This window comes from Paenibacillus mesotrionivorans (assembly GCF_046098205.1).
Lineage (GTDB): Bacteria > Bacillota > Bacilli > Paenibacillales > NBRC-103111 > Paenibacillus_AR > Paenibacillus_AR mesotrionivorans.
Genome location: NZ_JBJURJ010000017.1, coordinates 85,773 through 102,025, shown reverse-complemented (window position 1 = coordinate 102,025; position 16,253 = coordinate 85,773). Strand labels below are relative to the sequence as shown.

Sequence of the window (16,253 nt, the reverse complement as noted above, 5' to 3'; positions counted from 1 at the left end):
AAATGAATTGGAGTGATGTTGTCATGGCACGGGGATCGACGCTTTTTTTGAAGGCGACGGTTGTTCTGATTGGGCTTCTGATTCTGGCCGTATGCATACTGGGTTTGCCTTTGGTTGGCAAGGAGCTGCTGGAGGATTATCCGGGTTATGTGATTTATCCGATTGTGGGTGGTTTGTACCTCACCACCATACCGTTTTATTATGCGCTTTTTCAGGCATTGCGGCTGCTTGGTTTTATCGACAGGAATAACGCCTTCTCGGAATTGTCGGTGGCCGCCCTGAAGCGGATTAAGGCCAGCGCCGTCGCCATCAGTCTTGTGTTTGTAGCCATTCTGCCGTTTTTCCTCATCCTGGGGCAGCAGGACGATGCACCTGGCATCGTTTTAGTCAATTTGGTCTTCGTTTTCGCCTCTATGGTAATCGCCGTTTTTGCAGCTGTCCTGCAGAAGCTGTTGAAGAATGCCATCGATATCCAATCAGAGCTTGATCTGACGGTTTGAGGTGACGGATATGGCTATTATTATCAACATTGATGTCATGCTGGCGAAGCGGAAAATGAGTGTCACGGAGCTTTCGGAACGGGTTGGCATTACCATGGCAAACCTGTCCATTCTCAAAAACGGGAAGGCCAAGGCTATCCGGTTTTCAACACTGGAGGCCATTTGCAAGGCACTGGAGTGTCAGCCCGGAGATATTTTGGAATACAAAACGGATGAGCATAATTAAAACCGGTCTTTCGTGTAATACCTCTCCCTTGAAACATGCAGTTTCCGGGGAGGGGTATTTTTATCTGAAAATACCCCTTCCGGGCCCAGGTTGACGGCACTGGCGGACACTGTAAAATAGAGGATATATCCTTTAAACCAAACCTGAAAGGAAGACTGCGAGATGGAGGAGCCATCCTTGTTTGACGACCGGGCCTGGAGCAGTCCCTTGGCCAGCCGCCTGCGTCCGGACAGCTTGTCCGATTATGTGGGCCAAAGCCACCTGTTGGGTGAGGGCAAGGTGCTCCGGCAGATGGTGGAGCAGGACATCGTGCCCTCCATGATCTTCTGGGGTCCGCCCGGTGTGGGCAAAACCACCCTGGCGCGGATTATCGCCCATAAAACCAAAGCGCAATTTGTGGACTTCAGCGCGGTAACCAGCGGCATAAAGGAAATCAAGGAGGTTATGACCCGGGCGGAGCACAACCGGCTGATGGGGGAAAAAACCATCCTGTTCGTAGATGAAATCCACCGGTTCAATAAGGCCCAGCAGGACGCATTTTTGCCCTTTGTGGAAAAGGGAAGCATCATTCTCATCGGAGCGACCACGGAAAATCCCTCCTTTGAAATCAACGCGGCTTTGCTGTCCCGCTGCAAGGTGTTTGTTTTGCATGCGCTGTCGGCGCCGGATCTGCTGCAGCTGTTGAAGCTGGCAACAACCGACCCCCGCGGCTTCGGCTGGACCCGGCTTGTTATAACGGAGGAGATGCTGCTCCTGATTGCCAATTTTGCCAATGGAGATGCGCGGGTGGCGCTGAATACTCTGGAGATGGTTGTGCTGAATGGTGTTCAGGATGCGGAGAGCATTACCGTCACTAAGGAAATCATCGAGCAGTGCATCAGCAAAAAGTCTCTTTTGTACGATAAAAACGGCGAGGAGCATTACAACCTGATCTCCGCGCTGCACAAATCCATGCGCAACTCCGATGTGAACGCCGCGGTTTATTGGCTGGCCCGTATGCTGGAAGCGGGGGAGGATCCCCTGTATGTGGCCAGACGGCTGGTTCGGTTTGCCAGTGAGGATATTGGCATGGCGGATAGCCGAGCGTTGGACATCGCAGTCAGCGTGTATCAGGCCTGCCATTTTATCGGGATGCCGGAATGCACCGTTCACTTGACCCATGCGGTGACTCATCTGTCCCTGGCGCCCAAGTCCAATGCGCTGTACGAAGCATACAGCAGCGCCAAGGCGGATGCCCTTCAGATGATGGCGGAGCCGGTGCCTCTGCATCTGCGCAATGCCCCTACAAAGCTGATGCAGGAGCTGCGCTACGGGGAAGGCTACCAGTACGCCCATGACACGGAGGAGAAGCTGACCATGATGGAATGCCTGCCCGAATCCCTGCGGGACCGGCAGTATTACAAACCTACCACCCAGGGGAACGAGGCACGGGTCAAGGAATGGGTAGAGAAAATCGCCGCCTGGCGGGCCAAGCATCAGGAATAACCGCAGAGTAAAGCAAAAACCCGTGCAAGAGGCGCACGGGTTTTTGCTTTTGAAATAAATATTATTCATCTAAGGTTTCCACAATCAGCCGGTACAGGTTGGAGGACACCTCCCCACGGAACACATTTCCATTCAGGGTGAAGGTGTAATACAGGACTACGCTGCCTGTAAGGGTAGGGCTGACGATAAACGGGCTGACAATGGCCCTGTACGTGATCACGAGACGCTGCTGGGGGGAAACAACAGTCAGACCCAATAGACCATCCCGCCCTGGATCGGGTGCAGAGGTGCCGTTGATGCGGAAGCTGCCGGGCACTAGGATGAGCTGACCCGGGATCAGCCTGCCCAGATCGGCCACCGCCTCGAGGTTTCCGGTATTGATAATGGTGACGATCAAATCAACGGGCTCCTCTGGCGCAACAATGCCGGGCATCGCTGAAATGTCTACTTGAAATACAGGAAAATACAGGGTAGTGGAAACCGGATTGGAGACGATCTGTTCCGTTTCGATTTCCTGCCGGTCCGGCAGGGTGTAGGTGGCGGTTACGTTGGCTTGATCCTGCAGAATGAGACCAGGATAAGCGGTCCCGTAGCCCGGCACGGTTACCTCGAATGAAACGGTCACTTCACCCTGCGGAAGAAGAATCCCCAAAGAAATGCCGCTTGGCGGAAAACTGCCGCTGCGCAGAATGCCGTTAACGGTCAGGCTGTTGGGAACAAACAGTGTGCCCTCCGGGATGGGAATGAAGGCAGTCACCTCCGCAGACAGTACCCCCTGGTTGACAATCAGAAGCGTATAACGCAGGGCTTCACCTGGCGCAGCGCGGCTTTTGTCCACCGAAAGCACCACCGCGAGCTCAACGCCGCTCACCGGGTCCACCGCGATGCTGACCTCGTTGGACAACACCTCCCCGTCAACCAACCGGCCGTCTCCTGAGGTAAACACATATCTGGCCAGCAGCCGGTTTACCAGCTGTCCGGCAGTGCTGGTGGCGCTCACCATTAGCTGGTAGGCAATTACCGTTTGCGTTCCCGGATAAATAAGACCCAGATGGTATCCAGCCGCCAAATCCGCCCCTGGTATCGGAACCTGATCCCGGCTGACGCTGTTCGGCACAAATTGTGTGCTGCCCGGCAACAGATCATAAAGCGTCACATCGGCTGCACGGTTGCCTGTGTTGGCGATGACCGCGTAGAAGGCAACCGGTGCACCCGGTTGCGCTTCTACAGCGGCAGTTCCTTTTGTAATGGACAATTGCGGTCCCACAAGGGGGGTATCGGTAATATTGGAATAGGTGACAAAGCTGTTCTCGCCGAAGCTATACCTGATGTGGGATTGATTCCGAACAACGTTGTTTACCGGCGGGTTGATGCTCATGACAAGACCAGCACCTGGAAGGTTACAATAACAGTCGCTCCTGCTGCGATGGAGCCCAACTGGACACCTGCTGCCGGATTAGCGGCGGGAACGGGTGTGCCGTCAACAGCCACGCTGCCCGGTACAAAGGAGGTTCCTACAGGCGCCGGATCCACCAGGACCACATTATTAACAGGCGAAATCCCGTTATTGGTGACTGCGATGGAGTAGGTGATGATGTCGCCGGATACGGCGTCAATTGCGGTGGTGCTCTTCACGGCGCTGACATTCGGAGAGGATACCGGAATTACAACCGTATTGGAGGTGGAGGAGCCCGGCAGAGTTCTGCCGTCAGGCAGCAGATAGGTGTAGTTGGCCGTCGCGGAGTTCACCAATTGCTGGGACGGCGGCAGGGTATCGATCTCCACCTGCAGGGTAAGCGTAATGGTTACTGTTCCACCCGGAGGAATCGTCCCCACAGGAATTCCGGCGGTCGGATCTACCCCCGGCACAGGCACACCGTTGACGACAACGCTGTTGGGCACAAATTCTCCTCCGGCGGGAACCGGATCACTTAAGGTGGCCAATGCGGCAACATTGCCGGTGTTGGTTAAATTCACGAAGTAAACGATGGTGTCGCCAACCGTGGCTACCGTTACATTAGAGCCCTTAACCACAGAGAGAATTGGGACAAAAGCAGGAGTGCTCACTGTGTTGGAGAAGGACACACCGGAGAAAGCTCCGGAGGTAAAGCTGGCGCTGGCGGTATTGGTCAGGAGTTGGCTAACGGGCAGTGAAGTGACCGTGACGTTGAATGTGACCGTTACGGTGGCTCCCGGCGCAATTGTGCCGATGGAGACCCCGGAGGCCGGGTTGGCGGTAGGACGGGCAGCCCCATCCACCACTACGCTGCCGGGAACGAAGGCGGAGCCTTGCGGAATCGGATCCACCAGAACCACATCATTGACGTTAGCAATGCCTTCGTTGGTGATGATGATCGTGTACGGAACCACATCGCCAACGGATACGGCGGTGAAGGTGGTGCTTTTGGCCAGGGTTACCGTAGGCGAAGAGACGGTAGTGGTGGAGGTATTGGACGGCACAGCGCCTGTCAGTGTCCTTCCGTCCGGCAGCGTAAACGTGAAGTCTGCAGTGGATTGGTTCACCAGCTGCTGGGTGGGCGGCAGTGAGGTGATGATTACCGAGAAGGTGACGGTTACCGGTACACCAGGCACAACGATGCCCGCATTAATGCCTGTAGCAGGATCGGCTCCGGCGAGGCTGTTGCCATTGACAATAACGCTGTTAGGCACAAAGGTAGTGCCCGCCGGTATCGGGTCGGTGAGGATGACCGCTGCCCCGAAGTTGCCCGTATTGGTGATGACAGAGGTATACACAATGGTATCCCCCACGGTGGCGTTGGCAGAGCTGGAGGATTTGGCTACAGACAGAACCGGTTGGAAAACAGGTGTGCTGACAACATTGGAGAAGGAGGTTGCCGAGAACGAGCCGGATGTGAAGCTGACTGATGATTGGTTGGTAATCACCGCCGGGTTCAGCAAGGAGGTGACCGTGATGCTGAAGCCTACCAGTACAGTGGCTCCAGGAGCAATAGTGCCCAGGATGATGCCGGCAACCGGGGTAGCGGAAGGCTGCGGAATACCGTTGATGGTGACGCTGCCGGGTACAAAGGCTGAGCCGGCGGGAATCGGGTCGGTTAACACCGTATTGCTGATGGCGGTAATGCCGTTGTTGGTGACGGAAATGCTGTAGGCAATCACATCGTTTATGGCTGCTACGGTGGACGGGGTGGATTTGACGACTGTTACATTCGGCGCCGTTACCGAAACCGTAGCCGTGTTGGATACAATGGAGCCGGTGAAGACTCTGCCGTCCGGCAATGTGTACGTAAAGGTTACGGTAGCCTGGTTGTTCAACTGCTGTGGAGTCGGCAGGAAGTCGATGATGACGGAGAAGGTGACTTGAACGGTCTGGCCCGGGTTGACGATTGCGATAGGAATGCCTGTAGCGGGTGATACTCCTGCTGCGGGAACACCGTCGATAATGACGCTATTGGGCACGAAGGAGGTGCCGGAGGGAATATTGTCCGTCACAACGGCAGCCGCACCGAAGTTGCCGGTGTTGGTAACGGCAATCGTATACGACAAGGTATCGCCCACCGTTGCATTCGTGACGCCGGGTGTTTTGACGGCGGACAGGATCGGTTGGAATACCGGAACAGACAGGGTATTGGAGAAGTTGGTCCCGTTGAACGCCCCGGAGGTGAAGGAGACGGACGCTTGATTGGTGACAGCCGCCGGTGAAGGCAGTGAATTCACAAGCAGGCTGAAGGTTACGGTGGTCGAGGCGCCAGGAGCGATTGTCCCTATCGGTATACCGGCTGGCGGGAAGGCGGCGGGCACAAGAACTCCATTGACGAAAACGGTACCGGGCACAAAGGATGTGCCGGCGGGCACCGGATCCGTTACCACTGCGTTGGTGATAGCAACGATGCCATTGTTAGTGACCACAACCGTATACGGAATGGTATCGCCCACAGTGGTGGTTGTGGTGGTGGTACTCTTGACGATGGCTACACTGGGCTCCGTGACAGGCACCGTCTGCACGTTGGATACGGCGCTGCCTGTCAGAGTGCGTCCGTCAGGCGGTACAAAGGTAAAGGCGGCGCTGGCCTGATTGGACAGCTGCTGGGTCGGAGGCAGAGATGTGACCAGGACAGAGAACAAAACGGAGATGGTTGCACCCGGCGCCACGGTTCCGACTACAATGCCGGCTCCCGGATCGGCTCCCGGCACACTGCTTCCGCCCACAATGACCGTGTTCGGGATAAAGGTGGTGCCTGCCGGGATAATGTCCGTCAGGGTCAGTTGGGCCGCTACATTCCCGGTATTGGAGACTGCAATTGTATAAACAACGGTATCGCCTACCGTCGCCAATGCCGTATCAGCAGTTTTCACCAGTGTGATGGTCGGCTGGGTGACAGGAGTTTGGGTAACATTGGATAAGGAGGAAGCGGAGAATACTCCGGACGTAAAGCTGACAGAAGCCTGATTTGATAATATGGCCGGAACCGGCATAGAAATGATCACCTCGAAGGTCACGGTTGCAGCGGCGCCTGCGGCCACTGTGCCGATTGGGATGCCGGTAGCAGGAGAGGCGGACGGCACCGGAGCACCGTTAACCGTTACGCTTCCGGAAACAAAGGTGGAGCCTGGCGGGACGACGTCGCTAAGGACTGCATTGTTGATGGGCGAGAGGCCGTTGTTGGTCACAACCGAGATATACGTCAGAATGTCGCCGTTGACTGCATCGATTGCGTTGACACTCTTTACAACCGAAACATTAGGAGCAGAAACTCGCACTGCAGTCGTGTTGGAGGTGCTTGAGCCAGACAGGCTTCTGCCGTCCGGCAACGTATATGTGAACGGGCCTGCTGCTGTATTATTCAGCGTCTGGTTGGCGGGGATAGAGAGAATGGCCACCGAGAAGCTGACAATATACGTTTCCCCGGCGGCCACGGTATCCAGGGGAATGCCCGTATCCGGGCTTACGCCGGGATTGGGAAAACCGTTGATAATGACGCTGTTGGGCACAAATTGTGTTTCGGGAGCAAGGGCATCAAACAGGGTGACCTGCGCCGGGTAGTTGCCGGTATTATTCAACGTCAACGTGTACGAGAAGGTGTCTCCTACCGTGGCGTTGTTGGTGCTGGAGGACTTGGCGACGCTGATGACGGGAAGATAAGCCAACGTATTGATCAGCGGGGACGAAGAGGTTCCCGTGAAGGCACCGGAGGTATAACTGACATTGGCCCGGTTGCTTAAAAAAGCAGGATTGGCGTTGGGGATGGAGACCACCCGTGCGGAAAAAACCACGGTGGTGGTCACACCCGGCGCAATGGGAGACAAGGACATGCCGGTGGTGGGATCTGCCGCAGGAGAGACCACTCCGTTGACGGTTACCGAGCCTGGGACGAAAACGGTGCTGGCAGGAATGGCATCGGAGAAAATCACATTGTTTACGGTCTGGGCTCCGTTGTTGGTGATCACGACAGTGTAGACAATAACATCATTCAGGGTGACCGTGGTAAAATTGGCGCTTTTGGCGACAGTGACGTTGGGGGCAGTAGCCGGTATATCCACAATGTTGGAAACGACAGGGGTCCCGGTTATGCTCCGTCCGCTGGGCAGGGTAAAGGAGAAGGCTGCTGTAGCCTGGTTAACCACACGCGGCGGGGCGGGAAGGGTCTGCAGCAGGTATGAGAAGGTAACCCGGACAGCACTGCCGGGAGCAACCGAGCCTACAGGAATTCCGGTGACCGGTGAAGCCCCCGGAACAGGAAGGGAGTTTACGGTTACGCTTCCCGGGACGAATGCTGTGCCCGCGGGGGTGGTATCCGTTAAGGTGACCTGGGCGGCATAGTTGCCCGTATTCTGGACAATGACCGTATAAACCAGGGTGTCTCCCACAGTGGCTACGGACTGGTTGACGGATTTGATCAGATTGAGAATCGGCTGGAAAACGGGAATGGTGACGGTGTTGGTCAGGGTCAGACCCTGAAATGCCCCTGAGCTATAGGCAACGGATGCCCGGTTGACGAATTGGGCCGGATTAGGAAGGGTGGTGGAGGTAAACTGGAAGGTAACGGTGGTGCTGGCTCCCGGTCCAAGGGTGCCGATGGGTATGCCGCTGGCGGGATTGCCCGAGGGCTGCGGAGCCCCGTTCACAGTTACTGAGCCAGGAACAAATACCCCTCCGCTGGGCCCAGGATCGGTAACAATTACATTGGTGACGGCAGCGATACCGTTGTTGGTGACTACGGTGGTATAGGTAACGGCCTCCCCGACTGTAACATCCGGGAAATTGGCGCTTTTGACTGCCGTTACATTGGGCAGCGCCACTGGAATGGTGACGGTGTTGGATGCAGCGGAGCCGGATGAGGTTCTGCCGTCAGGCACTGTGAAGGTATAGGCGGCTGAAGCTTGGTTGTTCAGCTGCGGCGGAGAAGGCAGGCTCTGCACCAGCACCTGGAAGGTAATGATTGCCGATGAGGAGGGCGCAATGGAGCCCACGGACACACCGGTAGCAATGTTGGCACCCGGTACAGTCACCCCATTTACCGTCACGCTGTTCGGGACAAAGGTGGTGCCGGCGGGAATCGGGTCAGAGACCGTGGTGGTGGCGGCAATATTCCCGGAATTGCTGGCCTGGATGGTATAGGTTACAGTGCTGCCAACTGTGGCGTTGGAGGTGTTGGCGGTTTTGGCAAGCACAAGAATGGGCGAGTATACAGGGATTGCTACGGAATTGGACGGGATGATCGCAGAGGTTACCGGCCCCCCCGGAATGCTTTGGAAGTTGAAGGAGACGTTGGCGGTATTTACGGTTTGCTGGTTCTGGGGGGAGGAGGTAATCTGGACGCTGTAGGCCACGGTGAAAGAAGCGGAAGGTGCCAGTGTGCCTAAGGAAACGCCGCTGGAGATCACAGCATTGGGCCGGGGAATCCCTCCAACCGTAACACTGCCGGGAACAAAGGTGCCCCCTGAGGGAATGGCATCGGTAATGACGACATCAGTGGCATTGGCCGTGCCCGTATTGGTTATGGTTACCGTATAGCGGATGGTATCGCCTAACAAGGCGCCGGTCACATTGGCACTTTTGCTAACATTGACACGGGGGGCGTTAATGTCGATCTGGATAGCGTTGGCGTTAAGCACATAGGCGTCACCCGAAGTGGTAAGGCGGAGAACGGCGGTGGTCTGGTTGTTGACCAGCGTGGAGGAAACATCCACATTGGTAATATCCCAGCCCTGCCTGCCCCCCACAATATTGGTGCCCGGCGCACCATTGGTCTGGTTGCGGGTGCCGAAGGTTCCGGTGGTATCCAATTGTCCCAGACTGTTATTAATCTGCGATGCAAAGAAGTTGGCGGCAAAGTTGTTGGGTCCCGACAGAGCAACCAGCGAATTCGCCGTGGGTCCGAACAGCGCCTGGTCCCCTGTCCGGTTTGCGTCTCCCTCCTGGGCGCTGAACAATGCCCTTGCCCCTACTGTCCCGGAGGTTGGTGTGGAGAAGCCGGTGATGGTGTTGGTTACCGGTGAGGAGTTGGCCTGAACCAGGACGGCTCCGGCCCGGAGCGACATGTTCCGGAAGGGCAGCCCCGGATTGGAATAGATAACGCCCAGGGTCCAGCCTGTGTTGTTGGCGGTGGGATCGTTGCTGGTGACGATTGTGCCCACTACACGCCCGGTGGTATAGGTCCCAGAGCTTCCCTGGGCAACCAGAGTGGTCACATTGGCGGTTCTCACATAACCAAGTGCGCCGTTGCCCAGGTCGAACTGGTTGTATGTAGCGGTATCCGGCGTCACATCGAAGGTTCCGGCGGGGGTCGTGAAGGAAACAGGGTTGTTGATGGCGGAGACCAGATTGACGTTTCCGTTGGAATACGTCCCTCCCCATATCAACTCCGCATAAAGCACCGTGCTCCCCGCCGGCATACTCAGAACAGCGGAGGAACTGTTGAGCAGATACTGGTCAGTAGTTCCAAAGGGATAGGTGCCGTAACGCAATGCCGTGTTGGTTGTGACGAAGGCTCCAATGCTGTCCTGCGTTCCGGGCACTCCGGAGGTGTCGGAACGGCTCAGACCCAGCGTATTGCCGGTAAAGACAATGGCGCCGGTAGCATTGACGGTGGAACGAACTATGAGTGGAATGATATCCACCTCCATGAGAAAAATTCCGCATGGGCAGGCACACAAGAGGCGCACCCATACCACTATATGGCAAACCTGTTTTCTTTTTGTTTGTCCTTTAGAACCTTATTTGGAAAAACTAGTAATGGATTCGTGAACGCTTTTTGCGGCTGCGGTGGAGGAGCGGTTTCTTTTTGCGGAAGCGGGTGGAGGTGGAGGAGGTGGCAGCCGGGGCTGTGACATGCTCTGCGTCTCCGGAGGTTTGGGAAGGACCGGCTTCCTCCCCGTCGGGCCAGCTCTCCCTTTCCAGACGCAAGCGGGACGCACAGAAAGGCTCCGGGAAGGATTGCCGGGCCAGCTTCTCCAGCTCCTCCGCAGCAACGGGCGCCTTCACGGCCACCAGATGGTACATGATTTCGTCCACCAGATTGACCTGCAGGGATAAGAGCATTTCAAGCTCCTCCTGGTCATAAAAGGGGGGCCGGAAACTCTCGGCATAGAACAGCTCCATACGCAGCAGGCGGAAATCAAACGGAACGTCCAACCCTTCTCCGTAATCGGCAACGGGTGGCGATACAGGGCAGTGGGGAGGCTGAAAAAAATCGCCGGTCCAATACCTGGGGGTCCGTTCGTCAAAACGGTGTTTGAGCAGCGGGTTGGAGATGTGACGGAAGCTATGGGCATAAGGAGCAAGAATACAGACAATGCCGCGATGGATCAGCACCCGGTGGATTTCCGACATGAAGGCCTGCCAATCGTCCACATGGGCAAAGCGGCAAACCATCACCCATTCTGCTGAATTATCAGGAAGAGGTATCCCTTTGTTAAGATCCCATACCAGATCAACCCCCTCCAGCTGCTTCTTGTCAATCCCGAAAAAACCCTCATGCTTGCTGCTGCCGCAGCCCAAATCAAGCTTCATCCGAATCGCTCCTTGCGTCAGGCGGATATCATGAGGCGCATATTACATGGAATGCGGCATGCGGCAAAATCATGCGTACCTTCTGACGCCTTCTCACAAATGCCAAAAAAAGCTGATAGCATGTACCTCCCTGCGGGATACTTATGGTATAATGCACCTGTTATCGATAACGCTTACGGCACCGCCTTTGATTCATCCATCTCATCTCATGAAAAAGGGGAGCAAGGAAATGCGTTTTGAACAAGCTGTCGATGTTTTGTTTCAAGGAGATTCTATTACCGACACCGGCCGGAACCGGGCTGATGCATACAGTCTGGGCCATGGATATTCCGCCCGGGTTGCAGGCAAGCTGGGGGTTCAGCTGGCGGAGTCCACACCAGTTTTTCTGAACCGTGGAGTCAGCGGAAACCGGGTTTCGGATTTGTATGCCCGTTGGAACGAGGACGCCATTTATTTGTATCCGGAGCGCTTGAGCATTCTGATCGGTGTGAATGATGCGTGGCGGATCGTGAACGAACTCCCGGAGGGCGCCGCAGACCGGTTCGAAAGCTCGTACCGCCATCTGCTGGAGATTACCAAGGTTTATTTGCCCAAAACCGGACTTATCCTGATGGAGCCGTTCATTCTGAATTGCGGCGCTACCCAGGAGCGTTGGGAAGAGTGGAAGAGTCTGGTGGGTGCCTACCAGGCGGTGGTCCGGCAGCTGGCCGAGGAAACGGGCGCTGTGTTCGTTCCGCTGCAGCAAGCCTTTGATGAGGCCTCCAAACGGGCGGCAGCCTCCTTCTGGGCTGCAGACGGTGTCCACCCTACGGCAGCCGGGCATGAACTGATCGCCAGCGTTTGGATCGAGACAGTCCAGAACAGTCCGTTGGCGCTGCGTCCATAAATATAAAAACCCCCGGATACCCGCAATAAGCGGCGGTTCCCCGGGGGTTTGGTATTTATCAACTATTCCTGCGCGGGCTGCTGGTTTCCGGCGTCCGAGAATTGGTAGCGGCATCCTGTAAAATCTCCGGTGCGGTCCACATGGACCCTGTTTTCTTGGTCCACTTCTACCTTGAGCCAATTATGCCGGCCTTCCCGGTATGCATACGAAATTCCGTCATCTTCATATAAGATGCATTCCCGGGCACCGGTACCGAAGGCATGCAGCTCCACCTGAAACATGGCATCGTCCCCTACAAACGGAAGAGGTTTGGCCAACGGCAATAAGGTACCGTCCTTCACGAATACGGGAATCTGCTCCAATCCCGGTGCAAGTGTGTAGGTTTGGCCCCCTTCGTAAGTTCGGCGGGTCCAGAAGCAGTGCCATACACCCTCCGGCAAATAAACCTGGCGTTCCGTAGTACCCGTTATGACGGGAGCCACCAGGAGTGAATCTCCCATCATGTACGCGTCATCAATGCCATAGGTGCGGGGATCCTCAGGATAGTCCATCACCAGAGCGCGGAACGGCGGCAGCCCTTCCTCACTGTAACGGGCATACGCCGTATACAGATAGGGGATCAGGGACATCCGGACCTGGAACAGAGTGCGGCACAGGTCTCGGATTTCCTCATAATTAGGAAGGAACTCTCCGGCCACATTTTTATCCCGGTCCACTTGCATCCAGGGCGGGTTGGGGATCCGCCAGCAGTTCAGCAGAGCCATAGGCGAAAATACGGCAGTTTGGATCCGGCGGACCAGATCCTCCGGGGATTCCGCCTGGCGGACCTCGGGGGACCATAACAGTCCGGAGAAGCCGCAGTTGACCACTCCACGGATGAAGACCTTATGGTTATAGAGATCACTGTACAGCACAAAAGGCATCGGGGCCGCCATAGCGCCGGAGGCTCTCACCTGGGAGAGAGTCCGTTTGCCCGCTTCTTCGTAAGGGGCCAATATGGTCTGCTGGTAAAGAGTGCCCAATTGGTTATGCATCTGCTCACCATCCATGCCGGAGGGAAAGGCCGCAATGTCCGGGAAGGACCAATTGGAGTGGACATAATCGGAGCTGTCGCATTCATCCAGCTTGAAGCCGGCAATCCCCTTGTCCACGAAGGCTTCCTTGTGATGTCGGGCAAATATGGCGGAGGCCTCCTCCACAGACAAATCAGGCACCAAACCCTCCCAAACCTCATAATCCCCGGAATGGGGCTTCAGGCTTTCATACATGGGAGAAGAGGGATGCACGAATAGATGCTCCCACAGGTTCACACGGTAGTCCATGCCGTACAGCTCCTGAAGCATAGCTTCGTGGTCCGGGAAACGGCCTTCGTCCCAGACGAAGGAGCAGGAATAGGCCTTGGTCTGCCAGCCCGGCTCAAAGCCGAACACATCCACCGGCATACCGTCCTCCCGGAAGGTGCGGGCCAGCCGCATCACATCCTCCTTCTTGGCAGCGCTGTAGGCGCGGTACCACATGCCCAAGCCCCACATCGGCGGGAGAGCGCCTCCTCCTGAGAACAGATTGTAGCGCTGCACCGCCTCCAGGAGCCCCGGCCCTTCGAAGAAATAAACTTCAATTCCCTGTGCGGAGGGAATATCCACTGACACCGTGCGGTTGCCCTCCGATACCTGGTAGCCGTACAGCTCGATTTCGGAGGTGCCGATGGCCTTCTTCTCCTGCTTCTTGTGCTCGGATTCCCCTTTACGGAGATTGGTTCCGCAATAAAAGGCGGCATACCGGTTGGTATCCACCAGCACTCCGTAGCCTTTGGTGGATACATAGAAGGGGACAGGGGCATGACTGTCTCCGGTATCGGCGACAGGGTCGCTGTTGACACGGATCACCTTTTTGCGGCCGGTGTGGTCCACCGCATGGAGCTGCAGGCCGAAGCCATAGATATGCTCGTCCCCGTCTAGAGGCAGCTCAATGAGGATTCCTCTGGGTGTTGCCCGGATGGAAACCTCATCCTCAACAAACGGCGGTTTGCCCGGACAATCCAGTTTCAGAAGAGCCTCTTCCTTGGCGGGAGCGCTGCGGTACCGGACAGGCGTATGCGGCTCAGGTTCACCAAAGCTCATTTTCCAAATGCCGTTTGTCACTTTTTCCATATGGACACCTCATATATTAAATAGTAGAATAACCGGATTTATCCCGATTATAGCATTGCCGTACAGGCGAAAATTATGGCATACTATGAGGAAATATCACTATTCTATCGAACTGGGGTGCCTGATGAATAAGCTGTTCGAGCCTGTCTATTTTGACCACTCCACCATGTTCTGGGATCACCGGATCCGCATCGAGAAGCACTTCAAGGGATATTACCACTGGCATCAATGCTGTGAATGTATGCTGGTCCACCAAGGGAAGGGGACGGTTGTCCTGAACCGTCAGACCTACCGACTGCAAAAGGGGATGCTGTTCTTTTTCCAGCCGTACCAGCTCCATCAGGTGTATGTGGAGGTATCCCCGGAGGAGCCTTATGAACGGTCGATCTTCTATGTGGACCCGTTGGCGGCAGAGGAGCTCCTGCGGGCATTCCCGGTCCGGCGGGCCAGGTTCGAGGCGCTGTGCCGGGACAGCAGCGGGAACCCCCATGCATATGATCTTAAGCAGGATGCGCAGCGGATGGAATGGGTATTTGACAGCTATGAGCAAGCCCATTCTGGCGGCAAAGGAGAGGACCCGGAGGAGCTGACGCTGTTTTTTCTGCAATTTCTGGAGCATCTGCCTGGGGCGGCCTTTGCGGGCAGCGGCCCAACCGGTCAGCCCAAACCCTTGCGGGGAGCCCGGTATTCGGAGCGGGTGATGAGCTGGATTGAAGCACATTATCATGAAAAAATCTCCATGGACCAATTGGCGGCAGCCCTGCATTTGTCCAACAATTATATTTCCCGGATTTTCCGGGAGGAAACAGGGAGCAGCATCAGCGATTATCTCATTGCCCGGCGGATTAAACAGGCCTGCCGGCTTCTGGACACCACGGACCTGCCGGTCAGTTTGATCGCCGATACCATCGGCTACGACAACCCCTCTTATTTTATCCACCTGTTTAAGAAGGTGATGGGGGTCACCCCCCTTAAATACAGATCCGCCCACAGCCGCACCCGCAGCTAACGAGAGGAGAAAGCATGGAACCCTTATCCTTGTATCCGCAGGAATTGGAAAGCAGAGTCCGTACCTTGATCGGCCCGTATGAGGTGCTGGGCAACTACCGGCCCAACAGTCAGCGCACCGGTGTTTGGAAAGTGCAGTCCCACAGAGATAACCGGTATTATTATGTCAAGACATATACCCGCAAGCAGCGCTGGCATCCGGAGGTGTATGCGTACCGGCACTGGATTTCCCCCTTGGGCGCTTACGCGCCGGAGCTGGTGAGTGTGTTCGAAGGAGAGGATTGGCAGGCAGTTCTAATCACTTCTATTGAAGGAACGATTATGAGGGAGACTGAATTAACCCCGGAAGCCTCCCAGTCCGCTTACCGCAAGGCGGGGGAGCTGACCCGGCTTCTTCATGATTCACAATCGGGGGAATGGTTCGGGCGGCCGGACAAGGACGGGAATCCTATCGAGCTCAGCCACCACCGTGACCCGGTGAAGTATGTGCAAACTGCGGTTCAAGAGCTTGCCGATTCATGCAGAGCGCAAGAGTTATTGAGCCCTGCCGAAGCGGAGCTGGCGGATTGGGCTCTTCGCCATACGGGAGTCTTCGAGAACGTCAAACCCGTTCCCATCAGCTGGGATTCCACGCCGGGCAACTGGATGGTGGACAACCGGGGTATGTTTGCCGGCATGATCGATTTTGAGAATATGCTGTGGGGCATTGATGCAGATACCTTCTCCATTCTGTTCGAACGGTATTTCGCGGAGGATACTCCGGGGATGCTGGCTTTCTTCCAAGGCTACGGTCTGGAGGTACTGGAGGCTAAGAGAGAACACATCCACATTTGCTGCATCAAAATGGGCTTAGGGGACATTTATTGGGGCACACAGAACCGGTCGGCGCGGATAGTCGACTACGGCAGGCAGCTGCTGGACCGGATTCATCAAGGCAAGCTGGTTCCGGATGTTCCGGTTCGGGAGCCGTTGAAGTAAAAAGCACAATCGGTCAGGAATTGACCAG

General features: G+C 55.9%; 10 protein-coding genes. 6 read left to right on the top strand and 4 right to left on the bottom strand.

What is annotated here, in order from left to right:
- Positions 1-23: 23 nt before the first annotated feature.
- The 3 genes from ACI1P1_RS23315 (at position 24) to ACI1P1_RS23305 (ending at position 2,211) form a co-directional block, all read left to right on the top strand.
- Complete coding sequence (locus ACI1P1_RS23315) at positions 24-500, top strand: DUF2975 domain-containing protein (RefSeq protein ID WP_416218858.1); 477 nt, start codon at positions 24-26, stop codon at positions 498-500.
- A 10-nt stretch (positions 501-510) separates the two neighbouring features.
- Positions 511-726 (top strand): helix-turn-helix domain-containing protein, encoded by a 216-nt coding sequence (locus ACI1P1_RS23310; RefSeq protein ID WP_416218857.1) that lies wholly within the window; start codon positions 511-513, stop codon positions 724-726.
- Positions 727-888: 162 nt separating this feature from the next.
- Positions 889-2,211, top strand: a complete 1,323-nt coding sequence (locus ACI1P1_RS23305) for a replication-associated recombination protein A (protein ID WP_416218856.1) — start codon at positions 889-891, stop codon at positions 2,209-2,211.
- Positions 2,212-2,272: 61 nt separating this feature from the next.
- Here the strand turns inward: ACI1P1_RS23305 and ACI1P1_RS23300 are convergent, their stop codons facing one another.
- The 3 genes from ACI1P1_RS23300 to ACI1P1_RS23290 all read right to left on the bottom strand — a co-directional run bounded on the left by ACI1P1_RS23300 (position 2,273) and on the right by ACI1P1_RS23290 (position 11,203).
- Entirely contained in the window at positions 2,273-3,589 is a 1,317-nt protein-coding gene (locus ACI1P1_RS23300) for a COG1361 family protein (protein ID WP_416218855.1), read from the bottom strand.
- A complete protein-coding gene (locus tag ACI1P1_RS23295; protein ID WP_416218854.1) occupies positions 3,586-10,317 on the bottom strand; it encodes a DUF7507 domain-containing protein in 6,732 nt (2,243 codons plus the stop codon). The genes ACI1P1_RS23300 and ACI1P1_RS23295 overlap by 4 nt, the downstream gene beginning before the upstream one ends.
- 103 nt (positions 10,318-10,420) lie before the next feature.
- Positions 10,421-11,203, bottom strand: coding sequence for a methyltransferase domain-containing protein (locus ACI1P1_RS23290; protein WP_416218853.1), 783 nt, complete (start codon positions 11,201-11,203; stop codon positions 10,421-10,423).
- 229 nt (positions 11,204-11,432) lie between these two features.
- On the opposite strand from ACI1P1_RS23290, the gene ACI1P1_RS23285 reads away from it, so the two are divergent.
- Positions 11,433-12,089 carry an SGNH/GDSL hydrolase family protein gene (locus ACI1P1_RS23285; protein ID WP_416218852.1) on the top strand — a complete coding sequence of 219 codons (657 nt, stop codon included), beginning with the start codon at positions 11,433-11,435 and terminating at the stop codon, positions 12,087-12,089.
- A gap of 62 nt (positions 12,090-12,151) precedes the next feature.
- On the opposite strand, the gene ACI1P1_RS23280 is transcribed toward ACI1P1_RS23285, so the two are convergent.
- Positions 12,152-14,239 (bottom strand): glycoside hydrolase family 31 protein, encoded by a 2,088-nt coding sequence (locus ACI1P1_RS23280; RefSeq protein ID WP_416218851.1) that lies wholly within the window; start codon positions 14,237-14,239, stop codon positions 12,152-12,154.
- 124 nt (positions 14,240-14,363) lie between these two features.
- On the opposite strand from ACI1P1_RS23280, the gene ACI1P1_RS23275 reads away from it, so the two are divergent.
- Positions 14,364-15,248, top strand: a complete 885-nt coding sequence (locus ACI1P1_RS23275) for a helix-turn-helix domain-containing protein (RefSeq protein ID WP_416218850.1) — start codon at positions 14,364-14,366, stop codon at positions 15,246-15,248.
- A 14-nt stretch (positions 15,249-15,262) separates the two neighbouring features.
- Positions 15,263-16,225: an aminoglycoside phosphotransferase family protein gene (locus tag ACI1P1_RS23270; protein ID WP_416218849.1), complete on the top strand. Its 963-nt coding sequence runs from the start codon at positions 15,263-15,265 to the stop codon at positions 16,223-16,225.
- Positions 16,226-16,253 lie beyond the last annotated feature (28 nt).